This is a genomic window from Verrucomicrobiia bacterium (genome assembly GCA_035577545.1).
GTDB lineage: Bacteria > Verrucomicrobiota > Verrucomicrobiia > Palsa-1439 > Palsa-1439 > Palsa-1439.
In genome coordinates this window covers 94,943-118,109 of the sequence record DATLVI010000041.1, presented here as the reverse complement: position 1 = coordinate 118,109, position 23,167 = coordinate 94,943, and the positions used below count along the sequence as shown (strand labels likewise).

Here is a 23,167-nt window from a genome sequence, read left to right as displayed (position 1 = left end):
TTAACGATACGCGCTTGGCGTGTTGATCATGAAGTCGATTACTTTGTCGCTGACGCCGCTGTTCTTGAGGTCGATGATTTCGGCTGTCGACAGGCGATAGACCGTCTGGGAATTGCGGATGTGGCTCAGAATGACTTCGTCACTGAGTCCCGTGTTTGCCAGCGCTTTTACATCGGCCACGCCGATCGATTGCCCCTCGCCACCACGCTGGATTGGGGGTGGCGGTGGACGGTTCGCAGACTGTTGTTGCGGGATGTCGATTACTTTTGGCGCCGGTGCAGGCGGATCGTAGGCGACTGCTGGCGGTGAATCGTAGACCACAGGCGGTGAATAATAGGTCGGCGCGTAGTAATACGGGGGTGGGGAATAATAATACGGGTCGTAGTAGTACGGGTACGGCGCGTACGCAAACGGGAAGCCAAAGAAGAAACTGCCTCGGAATCCACCACCACGGAACCCGCCACCCCGAAATCCGCCACCATGGAAATCCCCGCCGCGAAATCCACCGCCACCGTGGAATCCGCCACTGCCGCCATGGAATCCGCCGCCTCCGCTATGCGACCCACCGCTGCCAAAGCTGCTGTGTTGTTGGGCGTAGGTTGTTTTCGAGCCCAAGAGGCTGGTCCCGAGCGCTACGGCTGCGATTACGAGAAATTTTGAGGATTGTTTCATATATGCACTCCATTCTGCTTACCTACCTACTACGATGAGACTACTCTCGATGTGGATTTATTCAAGGGGGAACATCTTAACGCTCAACGCTCAAGTGGGCGGAGTGTAAAGTTCACCACGAAGGCATCCTCCTCCGCCAAGGCTACGGCGGACAAGCTGAAGGGCGCGAAGTAGGTGGGCGACGGCGTTGCGCTGCTGCATGGAGGGCGAAAGCTATTCGGCCTAAACTTCCTGACCTCCGTAGGCCCATGCGATTGCGAGCGATGGCGCAACTGCGGCAAACGTAAATTCCCTATGAATACAGGTCTGGGCGCATTTGTCGGAGTTATTTTGTGCTTTCCTTACGATTTCCCAGGAAGTCTAATAGGGCTTGTTAGCGCGCTCGATACTAAGGAAACCGCCCCTTAATTGAATCGCATCGCTTAGAGGGAGTGAACAATCGCGATTGCCGAATCGAGGTGCGGCGGGAGAGTGAACATCCGCAACATCCGGCGGGAGACGCGACAGCATGCCAGATTCAGGCGAGCAGGGAAAACAATGTCCTGATTGCGGCCAAACCCTCAGGCCCGATGTCGGTATCTGCCGGCACTGCGGATATGTCTTTCCCTCCGGCAAAGCTGCACGAGCCGGTCCGTTGGGACTGACTCGTGAGCTGGCCGCGCAAACGGCCACAGGGGACAGGGTTTCGACCTGGGTCAAACTGCTATGGCCCATCGTGGCCGTTGTTGGTGTGGTCGTCCTGACCTTCACTGTGTTTCATGGCTTCCAACGCACAGACACCTGGGAACAAGCGCAACGCGAACTGCGCATGCCAAAATCGTATGATTCGGATTTTGAAGCGTTTGTTGTCGCGGCGTATCGACAGGACGGTATGACTGCAGAAGTGCGCGCCAGCGACGGGATTTGCCTGATTAATGTCGCCCAGGACATGTCGGGCGGGATCATGAACAAGCTTGGTGCCAAGCTCGGTGCGCTCGCCATTGGTGCCACCTATGCAGCGCTGCGCCAGAAACACGGTGACGATCCGGTGGCCACCGTCACCATTTTCACCAACGGTCGTCGTTACGCCAGCGCGACCTGCGATGGGCATCAGCATCCGGAGTTCCTCAAGTAGGGCGGCCTTCGGCAAAAGAGGAAAGGCAGAAGGCATCTGCCGGCGCACCTCGTGCTTCCTCCTTCGCTGAAGCTACGGCGGACGAGACAGGGCGAAACGGAAACCGGCTTCGCTCGGCTCATCCATCAGACCGTTTTGGATCTGCCGAGCAGCAGGGCGATTCCGCCGGCCAGTGCCAGCGCCCCGGCCACTGGGGGAATATAGTGAGTGTGGGTTGTCTGCACTTCCACACCGAGGACATTGGCGGGCTTCCCACTGGTCTTGTACGTGATGCCCGAGTATGCGAGCACCACGATGCCGAAGGCGATCAGTATCATGGCAATCATTCGTGTATTCATCATGAGCCTCCGATTTTTTTGGGTAACCGTTTCTTACAGGACTCTGCGGCCCTGAATGACCCTGACCAGAACCATAATAATGGCGATCACCAGCAGGATATTAATAAACCCGCCCATCGTGTAACTGCTCACCAGTCCCAGCAGCCACAGAATAATTAGTATGACGGCAATCGTGTACAACATTTGATTCTCCTTCCGGGTTCCTCGGGTTCGTTGCCGGCCGGCGCACCCGCACCGGCCGACAGCGATCCACGAATACCTGGTGTTAGATGCGTCCTATTCGACGCTCATGTTGTTGACGACATTCTTCACGCCGTTTATGTCGGCCACAAGCTTGGTGACCAGGTCCTTCTCGGCGGAGTTCTTCGCCTTGCCACCCAAAGTGACCACACCGTCGGTCGTTGTGACCGTGGTATTGAGCGCACTGGTCGAGCGATGTGACAGCAGAGCCATCTTGACCTGGGCAGTGATGGACGCGTCATCGATTTTCTTGCCCATTGTTTCCCCGGACTTCTTCGAGTCCTTGGCCACCGTCATTTCGTTCTTTACGTCTTTGACGCCATCGACGTCCTTGGCATATTCGGTGGTCAGGTCCTTTTGGGCCTGGGTGGCGGCTTCGCCGCGCAGGGTCACAATGCCATCCGCGACCGAAACCTCAGTCTGGCTGGCGCTGACGTTGCGATGAAACAACAGGGCGCCCTTCACTTTCATGCTGACCCACGTATCCGAGTTCTCGGTGGGATGTTCGCCTTTGACTTCGAGACGATTATCCACACTCTTAACGCCGGGCAGGCTTGCCACGGTATTCTGGGCCAGTGATTTGTGAGAGTCCTCGGCGACCGTCCCCGTCAAGGTGACGACACCGTCGTTGGACTCGATCTTAATGTCATCGCCCTTGAGGTACGTCTTGAACACGTACGTCTTCTTGGCGGATGACTGGATACGGGCATCCATCTCGGACGCCTGCACGGACATGGAGGTGGCCAACACAATGACTGCAACTGTCTTCAGCATCATTGAATACAGAGTTCTCATTTTACTCCTTTCATTCCACCGAGGTTTGGATCCTCGTTTCCGATCGTTCAGGACAGACGTGTCTATTTCTCTCCTTTGCTTTTGAACGGTTCTTTCAGCACGGCTTTGACGCCGGAGATGCTCTGGGTTACGGCGTTGCGGACCGCGTTCAATGCGGTGGAGCTCACTTTCTCGGCGCCTTTCAATGCCCCATGGGCCGCGGCCGAAGCAGCGTCTTCTGCGCTCACGCCGATGCCTTTGGCGGATTGGATCGCCCCTTCCACCAGACCGGTGGCAGCATGTTCGAGTTTACCGCCTACCGCGGCCGTGTGGTGGATCACCGCCCCGGCCGTATGGCCGATGGTGTCGATGGCCGCGCTGCCAACATGTTTGGTGCCGCGCAGCACCCCGACTACGGTTCCGCTCGCAGCATGCCCCAAGTGAGCCCCGACGTCTGCGGCACCCTGGATCGCGCCGCCCGCAACGTGGCCAATGGCTTCGGTCGCCGACGCGCCCACGTTGCCAGCATCCTTGAGGGTTGTGGAGAGCGTGCTGCCGACCGTATCCGCCGTCACCTTGGCGATGTCACCGCCCCCTTTGACCGCGGTAACAATCCCATTCTTGACCGTTTCCATCATCCCTGAGCTTCCTGTAGGCATGACTTGACTCCTTTCGTCTGGCACCTGTGATTGTTCCCGGCTCGGGCTGCGAGGCCACAGGTACATCAACCAGCGCAGACCCGGATTGTCAGCCGGTGTTCTCCTAGTGATTCCCTCGGTCGCTGTACCAACACTTGTAATATACGTCCTGGCGAGAATGGTAGTATACAGGCTCGGATGCCAGATTATCCTTAGGAAGGATTCCTATTCGCCAGCCGCGCCCCCTTGTTTGAAACCAGGTACTGCGGGGGGATTAGGATTCGGTAGCCAAGTAGCCATGTAGCCTAGTAGCCGAGTACCCAGGGAAAGTGAAAGGGGGAAGTCGGAGAGGGAGAGAATGAACGACGCGGCGCGCCCGGCGGTCACGCCCTACCTTTCAAGCGGAGGCGGCCCACGGTCAGCGCCGTCCAACATCACTCCAGCAACGCGACGCGGCCGGTGTCGAGATCGTAGCACGCGCCGACCACGCGGAGTTTGCCGGACTTGACCAGGCCGGAGAGAATCGGGGCGGTGTTGCGGAGTTGATTGACGACATGGTGCACATTGGCGCGGACGGCGTTGTCCAGGGCGTCGCCGGGCTTTCCCTTGGTTTCCTCCACTGCGGGCTTGATCTTCTTGACGACGGACGCGACGTGGCCCGGCGCCTCGCCGCCAGCGACCGCAGCTGACACGGCTCCACAGCGGGTGTGTCCCAGCACGAGAATTAGCGGCACGCCAAGATGGTCGGCGGCGTATTCGATGCTTCCGAGGGCGACGTCATCGACAACGTTGCCGGCCGTGCGGATCACGAAGAGATCGCCAAGACCCTGATCGAACACGACCTCGGGTCCGACCCGCGAGTCCGAGCAGCCGACGATAATGGCGAACGGGTCTTGTCCCTTGGCGACCTCGGCGCGTCGATCAGCGCCCTCGTTCGGATGGATGACCTTGCCGGTGACAAAGCGTTCGTTGCCCGCCTTGAGTCGCGCGAGGGCCTCGTCGGCGGTAACGGTAGCGGGTCCAGCCGCGTAGCCGGCGTAGAGGGCCGCTGTGAGAAAGATTAGTGCGCCGAGACCAACGAGACGGCTGTATTTTGTTGTCATGACCAGCCCTTTCCGTGACACACATCCTCACACCCCGGCGAGGGCGCAACAAGTCAGAAATCGCAAGGAGCACTGGCTCTCAGGCGGCGCTATGATCGAATGTTCACGACTAATGAGCCGGCGAGATCTCTATTTTCTGGCTTTATCTGGTTGCGGTTGAAGCTGTTGCGGCTAATTTTGTCGAATTGTTTCGAGCTTGACTCGCGGTGGGGTGTCCACTACACTATCTGCACGTCTAGAATTTGGGTAGGAGAAGCTTTCGGGCTTCACAATGCTAATAGGGGCACAAGGGATCAATGATGACAACCAACCGATTACTTTCTTGGGCGATTTGTCTGTCAACCGCCCTTTTCATCACGCACGCACCGGTTTCTGACGCGCAAATCGTCGATGGGCCACCCGTCAGCATGGCGAACCTAACCAATGGGCAAACCATCGTCGTCGGTGACAAGGCGTTCACGGATTTCACGATCAGCGGAGATTACCAAGCGAACCAGGTGAACGTGACGCCGATCACGGAGAACGGCGACTTCGGCATTCGATTCAGCGGCCCCTTTGTATCGTCCGGCACCCCAATGGCCATGACCCTGGGGTATCAGGTAAGCGTGACGAATTCGCTGAACCTGATTTCCGCGGCGAATCTGCTGTTCAATGGAGTGGTGGTGGGCGGGGCGGGTACGGCGCAGGTCACCGAGCAGGTCTTCACCAACAATACGTTTTACGGGCAGATGAGCGTTTTCGCCACGCAGACATCCACCGTGTCGTCAGCGAGTTTGGCAATCGTCCCGCCGCAGCCGCTCCTGACCATCAACAAGAACGTGAGCCTGACCGCGACGGTGCCGGCCTTCTCGAGCATTTCGACAATCGACCAGACTTTCACGCAGGTTCCCGAGCCCAGCGCAATGGTCCTGGTGGCGGCGGGATTCAGCGGCCTGGCCTTGCTGCGACGCCGACGTTCGTGACGGTGACGACGTGCCGACCGGCAGTTTTCCCAACACACCTGGTAGTACTTTCGCATTCCAGTCTACGCGCTGATTAAGTCTGTGATCCCATTTACCCTTCTGGTCGGCCATTACTACTGCGGCTTGTTATCGACATACCTTTGTTCTGGACATCGGATTCCGATAATGGTATGATGCGGGGATTGAACAAATGAACCCTCAACTCCCAACGTTCAACACAACTTTCAGGGGGGCCAGCACGGCGACAGAGCGCCGTGGCTACAAAGGGACAAGGGGTGAAAGAAACGTGCCATACTACCAAACGAACCCACCGCTTTTTGACGGGAGTTTTGTTGGAAGTGGCTATGAATAAATTGGTTGTGCGAGAAAAAGGCGAGACAGATCGGTGGGTTCGTTTTCCAAAACGAACCCACCGGAGAGGGGTTTCCAGGGTCGTTTTGACGCGTGGAGGAGGGTATAAACGGGCGGGACGCCCGTTCTACGGAGACTGATGGGACTACGTATACATAAAAAGGTGCTGCTGATCATCGGCGTTCTCAGTTTGGGGTTCTGCGCTTTTGCCCCGGCAGGTTCGGCGCAGGGGTTGCCGACGTATGAAGATTTTCGGCGAGTGGATCGGATGCGGCGGATGACGGGACAACTGGAGACGGCGGAACTGATGAAGGTGACGCAGGTCGATCGGCGTTTGATCCAGCGGACGGCGCTGCAGGCGACGAATGATTTCCAGGTGGTATGGGGTGCGGCGGAGTTGATCAATAACTGGCCCCTCAAACGGGAGCTGTTTGCCTCGGCGCTGGAGGCGAGCGGGACGAATACGATGGTGGCGTTGCGCTATGCGTGCGCGGCGGCGCAGCAACGCGATGAGGAAGTCGCGCGGCCCCTGTTGCATCTCGTGGAGAAAAGTGATGAGGGCAACGGGGTGCCGTGGCTGGTGGAGCTGAGATTGCTGCAGTGGGAGTCGAAGGGGTTTGCGGAGTTGAAGGTGCCGGCGTCGCGGACGATCCACTACCGCGATTACGGGGTCGAGGCGGCGCGGGCGCGGATTCGCCTGCTGGAGACCGCAGGGTATTCGCCGTACGCGGCGCGGCGGTTGGGGTTTGCGCCCGAGACGCCCGTGCTCGGGATCGCGCGCGAGTTGACGGAACAGCCGATTGAGAAGGCGGCGGCGCCATTCGTGGTGGGAGTCGCGCGGGCGATGCAGGAGCGGCCGATGTATCTGCTGACGGAGTTGGTGGGGCAGACACTGGAGCGCGCGGCGACGATGGCGGGCGTGGAGGGGCAAACGAGCGCGGAGGTTTCGATGCGGGGTGTCGAAGTGGACCATCGTCGGGAGGAAATCAAGGCGTTGGTATCGTCGGTCGATCGCAACGTGGCGGATATGGCCACGGAGACCGAGATGGTGCGTTATTTTGATGATGTGTTGAACCTGGGCGAGGAAGTAGCCATGCGGCGCCTTGCCGGGAAGGTGCAAGGGAAACCGTTGCCGTGAGCGCAGACCTGTTTTTTAGGGGCTGTGCAGTTTCTCTGTCACCTTATGCCCGCCGTGGACCACTGGTAGTGTGAGTATGAAAACTACCCTTGAAAAGGAATTGTTCAGTGATGTGGAACTGGTCGAGCGCAGCTGCGGCGGTGATCGCGAGGCGTTCGGGTCGATTGTGGAGCGGTACCAGTCGCTCATCTGCGCGCTGACCTACAGCGCTTGCGGTAACCTGCAGGGCAGTGAAGACCTGGCACAGGTGACGTTCATCACGGCGTGGTGCCAACTGCGCAACCTGCAGGAACCCGGCAAGCTCAAGTCCTGGCTCTGCGGCATCGCACGGAATGTAGCAAATAATTCGTTTCGACAGGACAAGCGCGCACCGACGGTTCACGCTGAAAGTTTGGATTCAGTAGCCGAAATTTCCTCCGGCGTACCTTCGCCGCGCGAGCAGGTTATTAGCAGGGAAGAGGAAGCCATTTTGTGGCGGTCATTGGGTGAATTGCCGACGGCATACCGGGAACCGTTGGTGTTGTTCTACCGGCAGCAGCAATCCGTGGCGGAGGTCGCCGAGGCGCTGGACTTGAACGAAGACGCCGTGAAGCAACGGCTCTCGCGCGGACGTGCGATGTTGACGGAGCAGGTCACGGCATTTGTGGAAGGGGCTTTGCGGCAGACGACGCCGGGCAGTGGCTTTACGGCGGGTGTCCTCGCGGGGCTCCCGGCAGTCGCAACCTCGACGAAGATTGTTACGGCGGGTGTTGCCGCGGCGAAAGGCGCCACCATGACGAAGTCGGCGGCGAGTCTTGTGAGCGGTGGAGTGTGGGGTCTTCTCGGTAGTTTCTATTTTGCCATTCGCGCCAACATTGAAAATACCAAGTCTCCACGTGAACGGAAGTACATGGTGCGTTCGACCTGGGTTTCGATGGTGGTGTTGGTTGTCGGTATCTTCATAGGACTTGCGTTGCGCGACACGGTTCGGCACATGGATCAGCAGACCCTTGACGTGACCGTCGCGGTGTTGGCATTTGCACTGGCTGTCTACTCAATCGTGGCGGCGGAGTACAAAAATCGGCGGCGGAAACAGATCCAAATTGAGGATGGCACCTGGGTGGCGGCGGAATGGATGGCCGAGGGAAAACGAGAAGGGTTTTCGCTGAAGGCAGGGCAGGGCGGTTCCAAGGCAAATTCGTATGCGTCACTGGCCTTCGCGATCGGCATCGTCGTCTTCGTGGCGCTGGCGTTCTCGAAAGCTATCAGTGGGCACTGGATTCGGGCGTTACTGTATTTGGGCATTTGTGCGGTGTCTTTGTTTCGGAACATCCGTGCTTGGAAGCATCAACCACGTTTTGACGCACGCTTTAGTACGTGGGCGAGGTTTGCAGGCATGTTCGGGGTGTTCACGCTGGTGTTTTACAACCTCTCAGTTTTCCGGGGACCCCCGAATGTAACCACTGCAGGGACTATCATTGGTTTCAATCTGGGCATCGTGGTGGCTTATGGAGTGTTACTGTGGATGCTGGCTTGGTATCATGAGAAGGTTGATCGATTGCCGACGAAGCCGTGAGACTTTTAGAATAAAGCGGATAATCCCATGAAGAAAAATATTGTGATCGGAATGTTGGTCGCGGCCGTGATGGCGCTGGCGATTGCGGTTGCGATGCAGAGCCATGAGATTGGGATGCTGCAGGAACAGAAGCGGATGATGGTGTCCTCGATGGCGGAGAGGGTCAAAGCGATGTCACAACCCGCGCCAGTGGCGGAAGAGACGACGCCATTACCGGAAGCGAAACCGGTTGAACCCGTGGCTGTGCCGGCGCCCGTTCCTCAGGCAGCGCCCAGCGCGGGGGCGACGAACAGTCCTTTTGCCGGGATGGCGGAGATGATGAAGAGTCCGCAGATGAAAGAGATGATGCGTGCCCAGCACAAGATAGGCATCGATGGAATGTACGGGTCACTCTCCAAATATCTGAATCTTTCCACGAATGATATGGACGCGCTCAAGGAACTGCTCTTGCAACGACAAACGGCATTGATGGATTCGGGAATGTCCATGATGAACGGTTCCGCGGCGGATCGAAAACAGGCCGCGGAGGACGCCAAGACGGTCAAGACCGACTATGACAAGAAGATTCAGGACTTGCTTGGCACGCAGGACTATCCGGTTTTTCAGGAATACGAGAAGACCGCGGCGGACCGGATGTCGGTGCAGATGTTCAAAGGTTCATTGCCAGCGGACGCCACGTTGACGGATCAACAGGAAGAAAGTTTGATCGCAGCGATGGCCGAGGAGCGCAAGGCGTTGCCGTCCCTGTCGTCCTTGAACAACCAAACTCCCGATCCGGCTAAGTTTACCGAACAAGGTATGGCCGACATGCTGAAGCAGATGGAGCAATTGCAGCAGCGCAATTCCGAACGCGCCGCGGCGATTCTGACGCCTGCGCAGCTCGAGCAATTCACGAAAGTCCAGCAGCAGATGAACAACATGGCGGCAGCCGGTATGAAAATGGCCGCACAAATGTTTGGAAGCAAGAACGCCGCGCCGGCGCCCGCCGCTGCGACCGGTCCGTAGGAAATTACCCGCGCGGTTTACCGTTGCGTGTCGAAACGGTGCCCGCTATATTCCAACCATCTGGTGCGCGGACGTGGCGAAACTGGCAGACGCGCAGCCCTCAGAAGGCTGTGACCGCAAGGTCATGGAGGTTCAACTCCTCTCGTCCGCACCAACTCAAAACCCCTGGGTCTCGCCCGCCACTCGACGAACCGCCTGCTTCCGACGCTGGCAAGTGAGGGAAGGAGTTTTCCCTGTATGAGGAAACGTGCTACGGGCTGATGTGCCGCGGGGGCAGCGTGCTACCGTCGGCCCATTCGCCCTCGACCATAAGCTCGCGGCGCAAGCGTGGGACGCCACGCTCGTTGTGGTGGATCAGTGAGATGAGCAGTTGGATCGCGACCCTGCCGATTTCATTGGAGTTTTGATAAATGCCCGCGTCGCTGCCGCCGGCCATCACACTGGTCCTGGCCAGACCGATGTCTTGTGGCACACGGTAGCCGGCGTTGACGAGCATGTCGCGCAACGCTGCCTGATCGGTGAAGATCGCATCCGGCTTGGTTCGCTTTAGCCAGGCAACTAATTTCGGTTGGTTCTCCTGGCTTGAACTTACGGGAAACAGCAGCGGAGGAAGTCGCAAGCTCGCGAGATCCTGTGACTGTGCGAACAAGTAGCCGGCCAGAAACCGCAGCCGTGTTCCGACCGTGGCGTTCGTCACCATCCCAATGCGTTGATAACCATTCTTCCGAATGCTTTCGTAGGCTAGAACACTATCGAAGAACTGATCGGAGGAAGCCAGATGCACGCGTGGCGCGTGAATGGTGTGGCCGAAGCAGACCACGCAAAATCTCTCCCAGTGAAAATCGCCCCAGTCCGGGTACTTTCCGTGCCACCACGGCGGAATCAGTATACCGGGCACGTTGCGGGCCAACAGGATTCTCTCCAGCCGTTCGGGCGGCATCTTCTCGTCCAGAGGAAATTCTTCCAACCGGTAGCCGTTCCGATCGGCCTCGGCGGCCGCGCCTTGCCAAAAGAGATCGTAGTCCCCAACGCGACGAAGTTTCTTCGGATCGGGCCAATGGTTGATCCAGGCAATCTCGGCCGTGATGCGCGATGCCGTGTTGCTGCGGCGATAATGCGCCAGCGCGCTGAGCATCGCATCCGGGCGGTAACCCATCTCCTGCGCTGTCCGTTGCACCTGCTGGCGAAGAGACTTGGAGATCTGCCGGTCATCGCGCAATGCGCGGGAAACCGTCGTATGGCTGACGTTGAGCTGGCGCGCGATATCCGACAACGTGACGCGGGCGTTGGAGGGAGATGGTGCCATAGCGAGCAATTCTGGGTGCCAGTGTACACCAAATCCGCGCATCGCACAAGTGTGCGTAGGAAATGGCTTGTTTCAAAGTCTCTCCCTTGTTAGAAAGGTGCCCGTTCGAGGCGAGGTATTTCAACTCTGACGACGGGTCACCGAGTTCGACTCGGGATCATGAATGCCGCATGCGAGAGCGGTAGGGCTAATAGAGGGAGAGGGATACATGATTAACTCAACTAAGGTGAGGGACCAAAAAATGTCTTCTTTAAAGAAATTCGTCCTATTGGCAGGAGTAGCCCTGCTCTGCATGCAAGTAACACGCGCGGACGTTATTTACCGCGAAACATTTAGCAGAACAGCGGGTGCCGCCAATACCAATCTCGCCTATGTCGGATGGTCGGGATATTGGTCAACAACTGCCCAGTCAGATGCCTCGGTCTCTGTGAACAATTTCGGTGATGGCAGCTCTGTGGGCAAACCCTCTGGCGGCAGCATCACCAATGTCAATGCCGGTCCCAGCGATGGAAACACCAATGGCTTCCCGTTCGTCAGCGGCTTCTTGGCGGTCAGCAACAACGTGCTTATCACCACGTCCGAGTATGCCGTGAATCAGAGCATTTGGAACATTGGGAGCATCTCCTTCTTCAGCGGTAATACCAGCAACAACCCGAACAGCTTCGCAAATCCAATTCCCGGGTGGCGCATTGCCATCCAGATGGATGGTAACTGGTATGCCTCGTCCACGAACCTGGTTCAGACTAACAACATTGCGAATGCCGGGGCTTTCGCCACCAGCGGGCAACAGATGATCTTTAACTGGACAAATGCCGCCAGCGCCTGGCTCTCGTTGAATTTCACCGCTGGTTCCACTTTGACGCTCGGCAGCGCTCTGGGATCAGACCTTCCCACGGACCCCATCACGGCATTCGGGCTGTATTCTGACCCTTCTGTCGACACCAACGGTGTCGGGGGAATTCAGACCCGCCGCTTTGATACGTACGAAATCGATGGTGTCGCCTTCGTTCCCGAACCAAGCAGCGTGGCGTTGGTATTCATCGGTCTGGGCGCGCTGTTGGGCCTGCACCGTTCTCGCAAAGCCTGAGCGAGTGGTAAAAGCTGTGTTTTTCCAACGGGGCGAACCGCTGCCGGTCCGCCCCGCTTGTTTATAACAAAGACTGTCGCCAGGACCTGAAGCCATGACTGACAACAACGCCATTGTTCAACGGTTACGAATCTTCATATTCCTTTTTACGGCAGCACTTGCCGTTTCGACTCCGGCTGTTTTCGGTCAGACATATTCGCCGCCATCCAACCCACGCGAAGACATCAATCTCGATGCGGGTTGGCGATTCATCCGGCAGGACGTCGCCGGCGCACAAACGAACGGCTTCGACGATTCCACGTGGACGTTGCTGAATTTGCCGCACACGTGGAACAATCTCGATGGACAGGATGGAGGCAATAATTACTACCGCGGCATCGGCTGGTATCGCCTGCACTACACAGTCAGCACCAACGAAGTGGGAAAGCGCTTGTTCCTGAAATTCGACGGAGCGAACATCGTTTCGGTCGTCTACGTCAACGGCAATAGACTTGGCGACCATGGAGGGGGGTTCGCAGCTTTTGTTTTTGACGCCACGCCCTACGTCAATATCGGCACGGACAACGTCATCGCAGTCCAAGTCAATAACACCTCCACAAACGGCATAGCGCCCCTCAATGCGGATTTCACCTTCTTCGGGGGCATCTACCGCGACGTGCATTTGCTGACAACTGATCCGCTGCAGGTTTCTCCCCTGGATTATGGTTCGCCCGGAGTGTATCTAACGACCACCAGCGTCAGTTCGAACTCCGCGAACCTTCAGGTCACCGCCGTTGTTTCCAACGCCAATCCCGGCGCAGCGACCGTGATGGTTCGGACTATCGTCACTGACGCGGCGACTAATATCGTAACGGTGTTGACGAACATCGTGACACTTTCGGCCAGTTCGGTTTCCAACGTCGTCGGGAGCACGGTCATTTCCAACCCGCATCTCTGGAATGGCCTTTCCGATCCGTATCTCTATCAAACGTTCGTCGAGGTTTACAACGGATCGAACCTGACCGATCTCGTGAGCCAGCCGCTCGGGTTCCGCTATTTCAGCGTGGACCCGAATAACGGCTTTTTCCTCAACGGCCAGCACTATGACCTCCACGGCGTGAATATGCACCAGGACTGGCTCAACTATGGATGGGCGTTGACGAATGGCCAACGCGATGCAAATTTCGCGCTTCTCAAGGAAATCGGTGGCACCTTCCTGCGCATGAGCCATTACGAGCACAATGACTACGAATATCAACTGGCGGATCAAGCTGGCCTTTGCGTCTGGAGCGAAGTCCCGGTCATCGATTTCATTACCGCGTCTGCAGCGTTTTATACCAACACCTTACAGCAACTGCGGGAGATGATTCGGCAACGATACAACCATCCTTCGGTGATTTGCTGGAGTATCTATAATGAGGTAACGCTTCAAGCCGGCCCGTCACCGATCACTCTCATCAACCTGGAGAGCCAACTAGTGGGGCAGGAAGACCCGACGCGGATTTTGACCGAAGCCGCCAATACCGGGGATAATGATCCGACAACGACCAATACCCAGGTGATTGCCTTCAACAAATATTACGGCTGGTATAACGGCGCCGCGACCGACTTCGGGGGCTGGGCTGATAATTTCCACGCCACGTATCCAACCCGCAAGATGGGCATCACCGAGTACGGGGCCGGCGCGAGCGTCTGGCAGCACAGTGAAGACCCGGTCAGCGAACCGGCCAACGCTGGTCCGTACCATCCCGAGGAGTACCAGAATCTGCTGCATGAGCAGACCTGGGCGCAAATGAAAGCGCGGCCGTTTCTGTGGTGCAAATTGGTCTGGAACGGGTTCGATTTCGCCGCGGACGGCCGCAGCGAGGGCGACACCGCCGGCCGCAACGACAAGGGCCTCATCACCTACGACCGGCAGATTCGCAAGGATGCCTTTTACTTTTACAAGGCGAGCTGGACCACCAACGCGATGGTCTATATCGCCGGCCACACGTTCACGAATCGCATCGCCAACATCACGGCCAAAGCCTACTCCAATTGCGGTTCCGTACAACTTTTCGTGAATGGCGTGTCACAAGGAACGGCCACGAGCAGCAGCAATACGTTCCTCTGGCCGGTGACGTTGCAGAACGGCACCAATAACGTCAGCGCCATCGGTACCGTGGGCAGCACTACGGTGACCGATTCACTGGTATGGGTCGTGGCGGCGGCTCCGCCTCCTCCGCCTGGTCTGTTGTCCCAAGGCAAACCGGTGACCGCCAGCGGCTTCCAGGCCGGCAATGACCCGTCGCACGGCAATGATGGCAGCCTCACCACCCGATGGGCAGCTGCCGACGGGACTTATCCGCAATGGTGGAGGGTGGATCTGGGATCCGTTCAGCCCATTACCAACGCGGTCATCAATTGGTTCAACAGCAGTACTCGGGCTTACAAATACAAGATCGAGGCCAGTAATGACGATACGAACTACACCCTCCTCGTGGCCAACACGAATAATACGACGTTCGGGGATACGACCAACACCCTCTCCGCCACAACCCGGTATGTTCGGATCACGGTGACGGGCACCACCGCCGCCGGAGGATTCGCCAGTTTTTATGAATGCCAGATTTACGGCCCCGGGCCTCTGCCTCCGTCCGCCCCGACCAGCTTGGTGGCAACCGCAGGCGATGCGGTCGTGAACCTGATGTGGGTGCAGTCCAGCACCCCGGGCATCACGACGAACAAAGTCTATCGCTCAACGACAGGCAGCGGCGGGCCATACGGTTTGCTGGCGAGTCTGGCCGCCACTACGTCTTATGCGGACACGGCCGTAGTGGATGGCAGTAACTACTTCTATACCGTCACGGCCGTAGGCACCAATGGGGAGAGCGCGATGTCCGGCTTTGCAGGCGCCACTCCGTTGTCGGCGTTTCAGTCGTGGCAGACGAACTACTTCGGCTGTCTGGCCTGTCCGCAGGCTCAACCCAATGCGGATCCATTGGGGAAAGGGATGAGCAACACCAACCAGTTCCTGCTGGGCCTGAACCCCACGAATCCGGCTTCCGTGTTCCGTATTCTCAGCGTCGTGCTGCAAAGCAATGACGTAGTGATTACATGGAGGACGGGCGGTGGGTCTACCAATGTGGTGCAGGTTACGGGCGGCGACGTCGGCGGTAATTACGCCACCAACTTCACCGATATCAGTGGCCCAATCACCATCTTGGGCAGCGGAGACGCGACGACCAATTATTTCGATTCGGGTGCTGGCACTAACAGTCCGGACCGTTACTACCGCATCCGCCTCGGCCCGTAGAAGCGCCGTGTGCATCACGGACCCTGCTGAGACACGATTGGCTGGGCCAATAGCCTCAACGATATCAAACTATGTCGGAAAGATTCACGACAACACCAGATTTCGAGTTTAGCTCTACGGATTGTGCCGAAAACGCGGAAGAGTAGCCCCTCGCTTGAGCGGGGACAGAGATCGGAAGATTGTGGTGAGGATTCTGGAGGAACCATAGGCCAAGGTATGCTTCGCACAAGTGTGCGTAAAATTCAGCTCGCTTCCAAGTCACAATCGAGTTAGAAATCTATACGGTTCAACGGGTTTAGGGCATAAGTGATGCTTCGATGTGGAAAGTAGTTGAAACCACGGTGAATTGACGTGTCTGTTTTTGTTTGCACAATCGGGAAGGCACGAAGGGATAGGGTGAGGCAGCCTATGAAAACCGCAGATTTATCTTTCAAAGTGTCTTTTTTTTCCAAGCGCCTTGCCTTGAGTTTGGGGCTTGCAACGGCGCTGGCTGCGCCGCCGACTTCGCGCGCGACAAGTGCGACGTGGAACGGGACCACGGACGCGGTATGGTCTAACAATACCAATTGGAGCGCGTCACCGGCACCGGGCGTCAACGACACGGCGACGTTTAACGGGGCGGGTAATAACAATACAAACATCGACCTCACCACAGCGGGCATCACGATCAGCAATATCGTCTTCGACACCTCAAGCGCGGCAGCGTACACGATTGGCGTGGGGACGATAGGCAGCGAGACGCTTACCTTACAGAATAATGGTATCGTCACCGTGAACTCAACAGTCATCAAACCACAGTTGGTTAACTCCAGTCTCACTCTCGGCACAAATGCGCCCGCCAGTAATTACTTTCTCGCCAACAACTCCGGTCAGTCGTTGACGATCGCGGGCGGAATCACGGGCGGCACCGGCGGAGCTGCGGGTAACAAGAATCTTTTTGTTGGTGGTTCGGGCAGCACGACGATCACCAACACCTTGTCAAACGGCGGCGGCACACTCACGCTTATCAAGGTGGGCACGGGGACCCTGACGCTGAGCGGGAACGATACCGCCAGTGGCTCGATTGTTGTGAGTAACGGCACGCTGAATCTTACCGGTTCGTACCAAAATGGCGCTAGTGCTGTCAATAACGTTGGTCTTAGTGTGGGTGCGCCAAATGGGACTCCAATCGGGGTCGCTAATGTCCTTCCTGGTGCGTTCATTAATCTTACTACAGTTAACAATCAAAATATTTTCGTTGGCAATATCCCAAACTCGGTGGGCGTTCTGAACCAGAATGGCGGTTCTATTACGGTTAGCCAGAACCTGAAGATGGGCTCGGACACCCCGAGCACAGGCACCAACTACGGGTTTTACAATATGTCGGGCGGGTCTTTCACCGTGACTGGCGTCAACCGTTGGCGTGTCGGCCAGGCGCAGGGCGGCACCGGGTCGGGATTTCTCTTTTACCTCAGTAACACCGGGTCGGTAAACGTCAATGGACTGACGGTGAGCCTGAACGACAACGCTAATGCCGGGACGGATCCCGGCGGTAACACGGTCCTTTACATTTCCGGCGGTACTCTTACGGCGACCGCACCGGCCACGGGAGGGGCGAATAACCTGTGCATGGGCATTGGCGGCAAGGGGGGACACGCGACGAACACAGTGACGATTTCGGGAACGGGCAGCGTAAGCTTGACAGGAGGGGTCGGCCTTGGCACGAGCGTAAGCACCCCTGGGGCAATCGATGCTGGCCGTGTCGCAATCTTGAATCTTAACAGCGGCGGGTTCTTGCAGACGTCGAACATTGTTCAGGGTGCGGTCCAATCACCGATCGGCTACCTCAATTTCAATGGCGGCACGTTGAAGGCGCTCGTAAACAATGCCAATTTTCTCGCCGGGCTTACCCGGGCCACCATGTACAGTGGGGGCTTGACGCTCGATGACAACGGCACTGCGGTCACTATCGGGCAATCATTGCTGGCTCCGACAGGAACCGGAGTCGTCAGCATCGCGGTCAGCGGGGCCACCGGCTACATCGGCGCGCCACTCGTCCAGATCTCGGGCGGCAACCCCACCGTACCGGCGACGGCCGTTGCGAACTGGGATGGAAGCGGCACGATTAGTACCATCACGATCACGGACCCTGGCGACGGCTTCACCAGCACTCCGACCATCACACTCCTTGGCGGTGGCAGCACTAACGGCACGCTCACTGCGACGCTTGGTGCCGGGACCAGCGCCAGCGGCGGATTGACCAAGAACGGCGCCGGCACACTGACCCTGAGCGGCGCCAACACCTACACGGGTCTGACCACGGTCGCCAATGGCACCTTGAGGGTGAGTGGCGCCAAGCTCGGCGGTTCTGTCACGGTTGGCAGTGGCCTCGGCCTTGGCGGATCGGGTGCGAGCACGATCAGTGGCTCGGTCAGCATGGGCAGCGGCGCCTTGATGAACCTGTCGAACAGCGTGGCAGCCACCTTGATCGTCAGCAATGGTGTGACGCTGAATAACAACACTCTCAATTTCTCGCTCGGCGGCCTGACCGCAACCAACAATACTGTGGTCGCCGGGGGCAGTCTCGCAGTCTCTGGACTCAATACAGTCAATCTCTCCCAAGCCGGCGGCTTTGGCACGGTGGGTAATTACAGGCTGATCACTGGTGGCGGTCTCGCCAATACGAATGCCTTCATTCTTGGCGCTACACCATCGGGTCCTTTCGGATTCACCCTTGCGGTCATTAGCGGCGACCTGTTTGTGCAGGTCACATCATCGCTTCCTCCTACGGCGTTCTGGCAGGGCGGCGCTGGCGCAACTTGGAACAATGCGGCCGACTGGTCGCCAGACTCAACTGGCACAAACAACCTATCGTCTCCCCCGGGTGCGCCGTCAGCCGTGACGTTCGCGACGACCAATGCCGGTAACTTCGCCACGACGTTGGGAGCCGATTTCGCCATTAATACCTTGGAATTCTCGACGGCCAGCAACGTGACCATATCGGGAGCCAATACACTGACCAATATCAACGGTATCACAATTGATTCCGGCGCGGGGTCCGTTACCATCAACGCCAACGGTTACGCCTTGGGCTTTAACCAGACCTGGGTCAACAACGGCAGCAATCCCTTCATCGTCAGTTCGCCGATTTCCGGCGGTGCCGGTGGCGGCAACGGACTGACCCTCGCAGGAACTGGCACGACCGTCCTGAAGGGCGTGAGCACGTACACGGGGGGCACCACCGTCAATGGCGGTACGCTGCAGCTTGGCATTGCCGGAGCGCTCGCCAGTGCCGGTTCCCTCACCATCAGTAACGCCACGGTGGACATTTCCACCAACAACGACACGGTGGCCGCGGTCACGCTCGTCAGCGGCACCATCACCGGCACGGTCGGTGTCCTGACCGGTTCGTCCTACGGGTTGCAAAGCGGCGCCGTCAGCGCCAAACTCGGCGGCACAGCCGGACTGAGCAAGACCACCAGCGGCACGGTCACTCTCACCGCCTCGAATTCCTACACCGGCAGCACATTCGTACACGCCGGCACGCTCGTGGTGGATACCGGTGGTGTTATCAGCAACACCGCTTTCTCCGACGTCGGCCAGAACGGAACCGACAACGGCACGATGACGTTGCAGGGCAACGCTTCGTTCACCGAAACTGCTGACTTTAATATCGGCGATCAGGATGCCAGCATGGGGACGCTGTATATATCAAACAACGCGACCGTTGTTGCCAGCCGTATGTTTTTGGGTTCGGCCTTCAATGCCGGCTCGGCAGCGCAAGGCGTTGTGAATCAATCGGGTGGCTCGGTGAAGGTGACTGGAACCGGCGACCCGGTCTTCGATATCGGCGGGTCTATGAACCTGACCGGCAACAAGGGTTCGGGTACCTACAACCTCAGCGGCGGGACTCTGCTTGTCCCCAACGCGGGCAACGCGTGGATTGGCGGTTGGAACAGCGGCGTGTTGAACGTCACCGGTGGCAGTGCCGTGTTCTCGAACTTCCTTTCCGTCGGCCGCCAGCACCCGACGCTCATCGGGGAAGTGCAGGGGGGCACGCTGAACGTCTCCGGCGGCTCCGTCATACAAGCCAATCCTCTCGCCCATACGGTCGTCGGTGAAGCCGGCACGGGCACGTTGATGGTTGCCAGCAGCGGTCTGATGGTCGTTGCAGGCAACGACGGACTGATTATCGGGAACGCCGCAACGGCCCTGGGCACGGTCAATCTGAACGGGGGAACGCTGATCACCACCAACGTCAATCAAAACCTGGGCGGGACCAACGGCACCTCCATTTTCAACTTCAATGGCGGCACGCTCAAGGCCAGTGGCACTCATCCGGCGTTCATGACCGGTTTGACGACAGCCACGGTCCAGTCGGCTGGAGCCATGATCGACGATAGCGGCTTTAACATCACGATCGGACAGTCCCTGTTGGACGGTGGCGGCGGTGGTGGCCTGACCAAGCTGGGCACCGGCGTTCTGACGCTTACCGGGACGAATACCTATAGCGGCACGACGGTCGTCACCGCCGGCAAACTTGTCGCCCCCGCGACGCAGACCAGCATCGGCGCGGTAACCGTAGCCGATGGCGCTTCGTTGCGCGTGACCGCCGCCAATACGAGCCAATGGTCGCCGACCAATCTCACGTTGGGCGTCACGACCGGTGCGACGATTGAATTCAATGCCCTGAGCAACTCGAACGTCCCGCCGCTGATGGTTGGAACGTACACGCTCAATGGCACTGACCGGCTCAAGATTATCGGTGGAAATTTCGTCACAAACAGCTCGTATCCGTTGATCCATTACACCACGCTGGCCGGGGCCGGCAGCAACACCTTCTCGCCACCCGGGGGCATGACGGCCACCTTGACCACCATTACCAACACGATCTACCTGACCGTGCTCAACTTTGGGACTCAGCTCTGGACAGGCAGCGTCAATAACGCCAATTGGGACATCGAAACTACGCCGAACTGGACTGTCAACAATGTGCTATCGATCTATGGCGATGGCGGCTTGGTGCAGTTCGACGACTCGGCAGCCACGACTTCGGTGAAAATCGTGTCCGACGTGGTGCCCGCGGCTGTCATCATCTCGAACATAACAAAGACCTACACCTTCAGTGGCGCGGCGATCAGCGGGTTTGCCAGTCTGACCGTCAACGGCGGTGGCTTGGCGATCCTGAGTAATAAGAACACTTATAGTGGGGACACAACGATCAACAGTGGCACGGTGCGGGTCGGCCTCGACAACGCCATCCCCGGCGGCCCGGGTCTGGGAAGCGTGGTGCTCAACGCCACGCTGGATCTGGCCGGCCATAGTAATACCATCAACGGCCTGTCAGGCAGCGGTATCGTGGACAGCACCACAGCGGGTGCGGCTGTTCTGACGGTCGGCGGCGGCGGTTCCAGTTCTACCTTCTCCGGTGTCGTGCAGAACACCGCGGGTACCCTGGCGTTGGTCAAGGTGGGCGCTGGCACGTTCACGCTCGTCAGCAGCAACAAGCACTCGGGTGGCACGACACTCTCGGCCGGCCAGTTGAACATCAACAACGCGGGAGCGCTGGGGGCGGCCGCCGGGACGTTTACCATCAACGGCGGCAGCACGATTGACGTTACCACGAGCAACGATATCACCATCGCGAACAACAATCCGCAGACTTGGAATGGCGATTTCACCTACGCCGGCTCGATGACCAACTTGAATCTCGGCACTGGCGCCGTGACGAAGCCCGTCCCCGTGCAGGTGACCGTCAACTCCAGCACATTGACCAACGGGGTGGTATTGACCAACACATTGACCGTTGCGGGCGTGATTAGCGGGTCGGGCTCGCTCAACAAGGCCGGGGCCGGCACGCTGGCGCTGTTGGGCAACAACAACTTCGGGGGTAACCTGAACATTGTCAACGGCACCGTTGTGGTGACGACCATTGGCGACTCCTTTGGCCCCGGCGGCGTGGGCGCGGGACAGGCGGTCACCTTCGGTTCGACCGCCGGCGTCGGAGTACTGCGTTACATCGGAACGGGCGTCGATTCCAACTTCCGAGAGATTCATCTCAATAGCAGTGGCACCGGGGCTTTTGACGTGTCAGGGACCGGGTCGCTGACATTGAACGGGGACTTTTTCGCGGATGGCACCACGATCCATACACTGTTCGTGCAAGGCTCGGGTCCCGGCACGGGCGAAGTCGCCACGGTGATTAGCGACAACGTCAACGGGAATGCGACGAACGCGACCTCTGTCACCAAGGATGGCACCAACGTTTGGGTGCTGAGCGTCGCTAATACCTATACGGGCGAAAGCTATGTGAGAAACGGCACCCTCATTGTGAGCAGCCTCGCCAACCTCGGCGTGGGCGGGACCATCAGTTTCGGCGGGGGAAATCTTCCAGGCACGCTGCTCTATATCGGATCGGGCGATGTTGGCACCCGGATCATCAACCTCCGCGCGGGAGGCTCGGGCGGCGGCGTCATTGATCAATCGGGGACAGGGCTGTTACAATTCGGCCCGGTGATCGATATTAACTCTGCCGGCGGCCAAGCCCATACATTGACGCTGCAAGGCTCAACCAGCGGGTTGGGCGCCATCGTTGGTACGATTTCGGATAACAACAACACCTCCTCAGTCACCAAGGCTGGCAGCGGCCTGTGGACGCTCTCCGGCACCAACACCTACACGGGCGTCACCACGATCAATAACGGCACCCTGGCGATTTCCGGCGGCGGCTCGATTAGCAATAGCCCGACGATCACCGTATCCAGTGGCGGGACGCTGGATGTCAGCGGTCGTACCGGCGGCGGGATGACGTTTGTCGTCGGCCAGACCCTGGCCGGTGGCGGCACGGTCAAGGGCAATGCAACAATTGCCAATGGCGCGACCTTGTCGCCCGGCGGTTCAGCCGCGACCGGGACGCTCACGGTCCAGGGCAATCTCGTGCTGAACACTTCCTCAATCCTGGCGTACGGGTTGGGCACCAACAGCGACCAGACAGTGGTCAACGGCCAGTTGACATTGGCCGGCACGCTCAACGTCACGGATGCCGGCGGCTTCGCTGCGGGCAACTATACGATCCTCACATACTTCAGCCTGATCAACAACACGCTGAACGTGGGTTCGTTGCCAGGCGGCTTCTCGGGCACGATTTCCAACGACACGATCAACAATCGCATCGTGCTGGTGGTGGGTGCCGCGGCGGATCCGTTCACCTCGTGGCAAACGCATTACTTCCCCGGCGGCGGTCCGAATTCTCTGGGCGGCGCGGATCCGGACGGGGACGGCATGAGCAACACCAACGAGTTCCTGGCGGGCTTCGACCCGACCAGCAACGCCGCGTATCTGCACATCATCAGCACCGTCAAGGCAGGCAATGACATCAACGTGACCTATCTGGGAGCCAACGGCGACAGCACGTGGTCGCCCGGCATCGCGTCGCGCACCAACGTGCTGGAGTTCACCACGGGCACGGTCAACGGCAGCTATAGCAGCAACAACTTCGCAAGCACCGGCCAGACCAACATTCTGAGCGGTGGGACGGGCCTCGGTGCGGTGACCAATATGGTGGATCCGGGCGGGGCGACGAACACCCCATCGCGATACTACCGTGTTCGCGTATTGGTGCCGTAATAAGG

15 protein-coding genes and 1 tRNA gene are annotated in these 23,167 nt (G+C 58.4%); 9 read left to right on the top strand and 7 right to left on the bottom strand.

From position 1 onward, the window contains the following. A complete protein-coding gene (locus tag VNL17_15340) occupies positions 1 to 672 on the bottom strand; it encodes a hypothetical protein (GenBank protein HXI85455.1) in 672 nt (223 codons plus the stop codon). A gap of 508 nt (positions 673 to 1,180) precedes the next feature. Between VNL17_15340 and VNL17_15335 the strand changes: the two genes are divergently transcribed. Continuing rightward, positions 1,181 to 1,786 carry a zinc ribbon domain-containing protein gene (locus tag VNL17_15335; protein HXI85454.1) on the top strand — a complete coding sequence of 202 codons (606 nt, stop codon included), beginning with the start codon at positions 1,181 to 1,183 and terminating at the stop codon, positions 1,784 to 1,786. A gap of 125 nt (positions 1,787 to 1,911) precedes the next feature. On the opposite strand, the gene VNL17_15330 is transcribed toward VNL17_15335, so the two are convergent. From VNL17_15330 to VNL17_15310, 5 genes are all read right to left on the bottom strand, one after another. Continuing rightward, positions 1,912 to 2,127 carry a DUF3185 domain-containing protein gene (locus VNL17_15330; protein ID HXI85453.1) on the bottom strand — a complete coding sequence of 72 codons (216 nt, stop codon included), beginning with the start codon at positions 2,125 to 2,127 and terminating at the stop codon, positions 1,912 to 1,914. A gap of 30 nt (positions 2,128 to 2,157) precedes the next feature. Beyond that, the gene (locus VNL17_15325; protein HXI85452.1) at positions 2,158 to 2,307 is read right to left on the bottom strand and encodes a lmo0937 family membrane protein; all 150 of its coding nucleotides are present in this window, start codon (positions 2,305 to 2,307) and stop codon (positions 2,158 to 2,160) included. A 93-nt stretch (positions 2,308 to 2,400) separates the two neighbouring features. Further along, positions 2,401 to 3,159: a BON domain-containing protein gene (locus VNL17_15320; GenBank protein ID HXI85451.1), complete on the bottom strand. Its 759-nt coding sequence runs from the start codon at positions 3,157 to 3,159 to the stop codon at positions 2,401 to 2,403. Between the two features lie 62 nt (positions 3,160 to 3,221). Beyond that, positions 3,222 to 3,797, bottom strand: coding sequence for a hypothetical protein (locus VNL17_15315; protein HXI85450.1), 576 nt, complete (start codon positions 3,795 to 3,797; stop codon positions 3,222 to 3,224). A 413-nt stretch (positions 3,798 to 4,210) separates the two neighbouring features. Continuing rightward, a complete protein-coding gene (locus VNL17_15310) occupies positions 4,211 to 4,879 on the bottom strand; it encodes a carbonic anhydrase (GenBank protein ID HXI85449.1) in 669 nt (222 codons plus the stop codon). Between the two features lie 296 nt (positions 4,880 to 5,175). Between VNL17_15310 and VNL17_15305 the strand changes: the two genes are divergently transcribed. The 5 genes from VNL17_15305 to VNL17_15285 all read left to right on the top strand — a co-directional run bounded on the left by VNL17_15305 (position 5,176) and on the right by VNL17_15285 (position 10,044). Then, a complete protein-coding gene (locus VNL17_15305; protein ID HXI85448.1) occupies positions 5,176 to 5,841 on the top strand; it encodes a PEP-CTERM sorting domain-containing protein in 666 nt (221 codons plus the stop codon). A 490-nt stretch (positions 5,842 to 6,331) separates the two neighbouring features. After that, positions 6,332 to 7,330 carry a hypothetical protein gene (locus VNL17_15300; GenBank protein ID HXI85447.1) on the top strand — a complete coding sequence of 333 codons (999 nt, stop codon included), beginning with the start codon at positions 6,332 to 6,334 and terminating at the stop codon, positions 7,328 to 7,330. Between the two features lie 76 nt (positions 7,331 to 7,406). Then, positions 7,407 to 8,885 (top strand): sigma-70 family RNA polymerase sigma factor, encoded by a 1,479-nt coding sequence (locus tag VNL17_15295; protein HXI85446.1) that lies wholly within the window; start codon positions 7,407 to 7,409, stop codon positions 8,883 to 8,885. Positions 8,886 to 8,912: 27 nt separating this feature from the next. Beyond that, complete coding sequence (locus VNL17_15290; protein ID HXI85445.1) at positions 8,913 to 9,890, top strand: hypothetical protein; 978 nt, start codon at positions 8,913 to 8,915, stop codon at positions 9,888 to 9,890. Positions 9,891 to 9,957: 67 nt separating this feature from the next. After that, positions 9,958 to 10,044 (top strand) — tRNA-Leu (locus VNL17_15285). Positions 10,045 to 10,140: 96 nt separating this feature from the next. Here the strand turns inward: VNL17_15285 and VNL17_15280 are convergent. After that, a complete protein-coding gene (locus tag VNL17_15280; protein HXI85444.1) occupies positions 10,141 to 11,196 on the bottom strand; it encodes a LacI family DNA-binding transcriptional regulator in 1,056 nt (351 codons plus the stop codon). Positions 11,197 to 11,488: 292 nt separating this feature from the next. Here VNL17_15280 and VNL17_15275 point away from each other — a divergent pair, with 292 nt between their 5' ends. The 3 genes from VNL17_15275 (at position 11,489) to VNL17_15265 (ending at position 23,162) form a co-directional block, all read left to right on the top strand. After that, positions 11,489 to 12,283 carry a PEP-CTERM sorting domain-containing protein gene (locus VNL17_15275; protein ID HXI85443.1) on the top strand — a complete coding sequence of 265 codons (795 nt, stop codon included), beginning with the start codon at positions 11,489 to 11,491 and terminating at the stop codon, positions 12,281 to 12,283. Positions 12,284 to 12,377: 94 nt separating this feature from the next. After that, complete coding sequence (locus VNL17_15270; GenBank protein HXI85442.1) at positions 12,378 to 15,557, top strand: glycoside hydrolase family 2 TIM barrel-domain containing protein; 3,180 nt, start codon at positions 12,378 to 12,380, stop codon at positions 15,555 to 15,557. Positions 15,558 to 16,019: 462 nt separating this feature from the next. Continuing rightward, entirely contained in the window at positions 16,020 to 23,162 is a 7,143-nt protein-coding gene (locus tag VNL17_15265) for an autotransporter-associated beta strand repeat-containing protein (GenBank protein HXI85441.1), read from the top strand. Positions 23,163 to 23,167 lie beyond the last annotated feature (5 nt).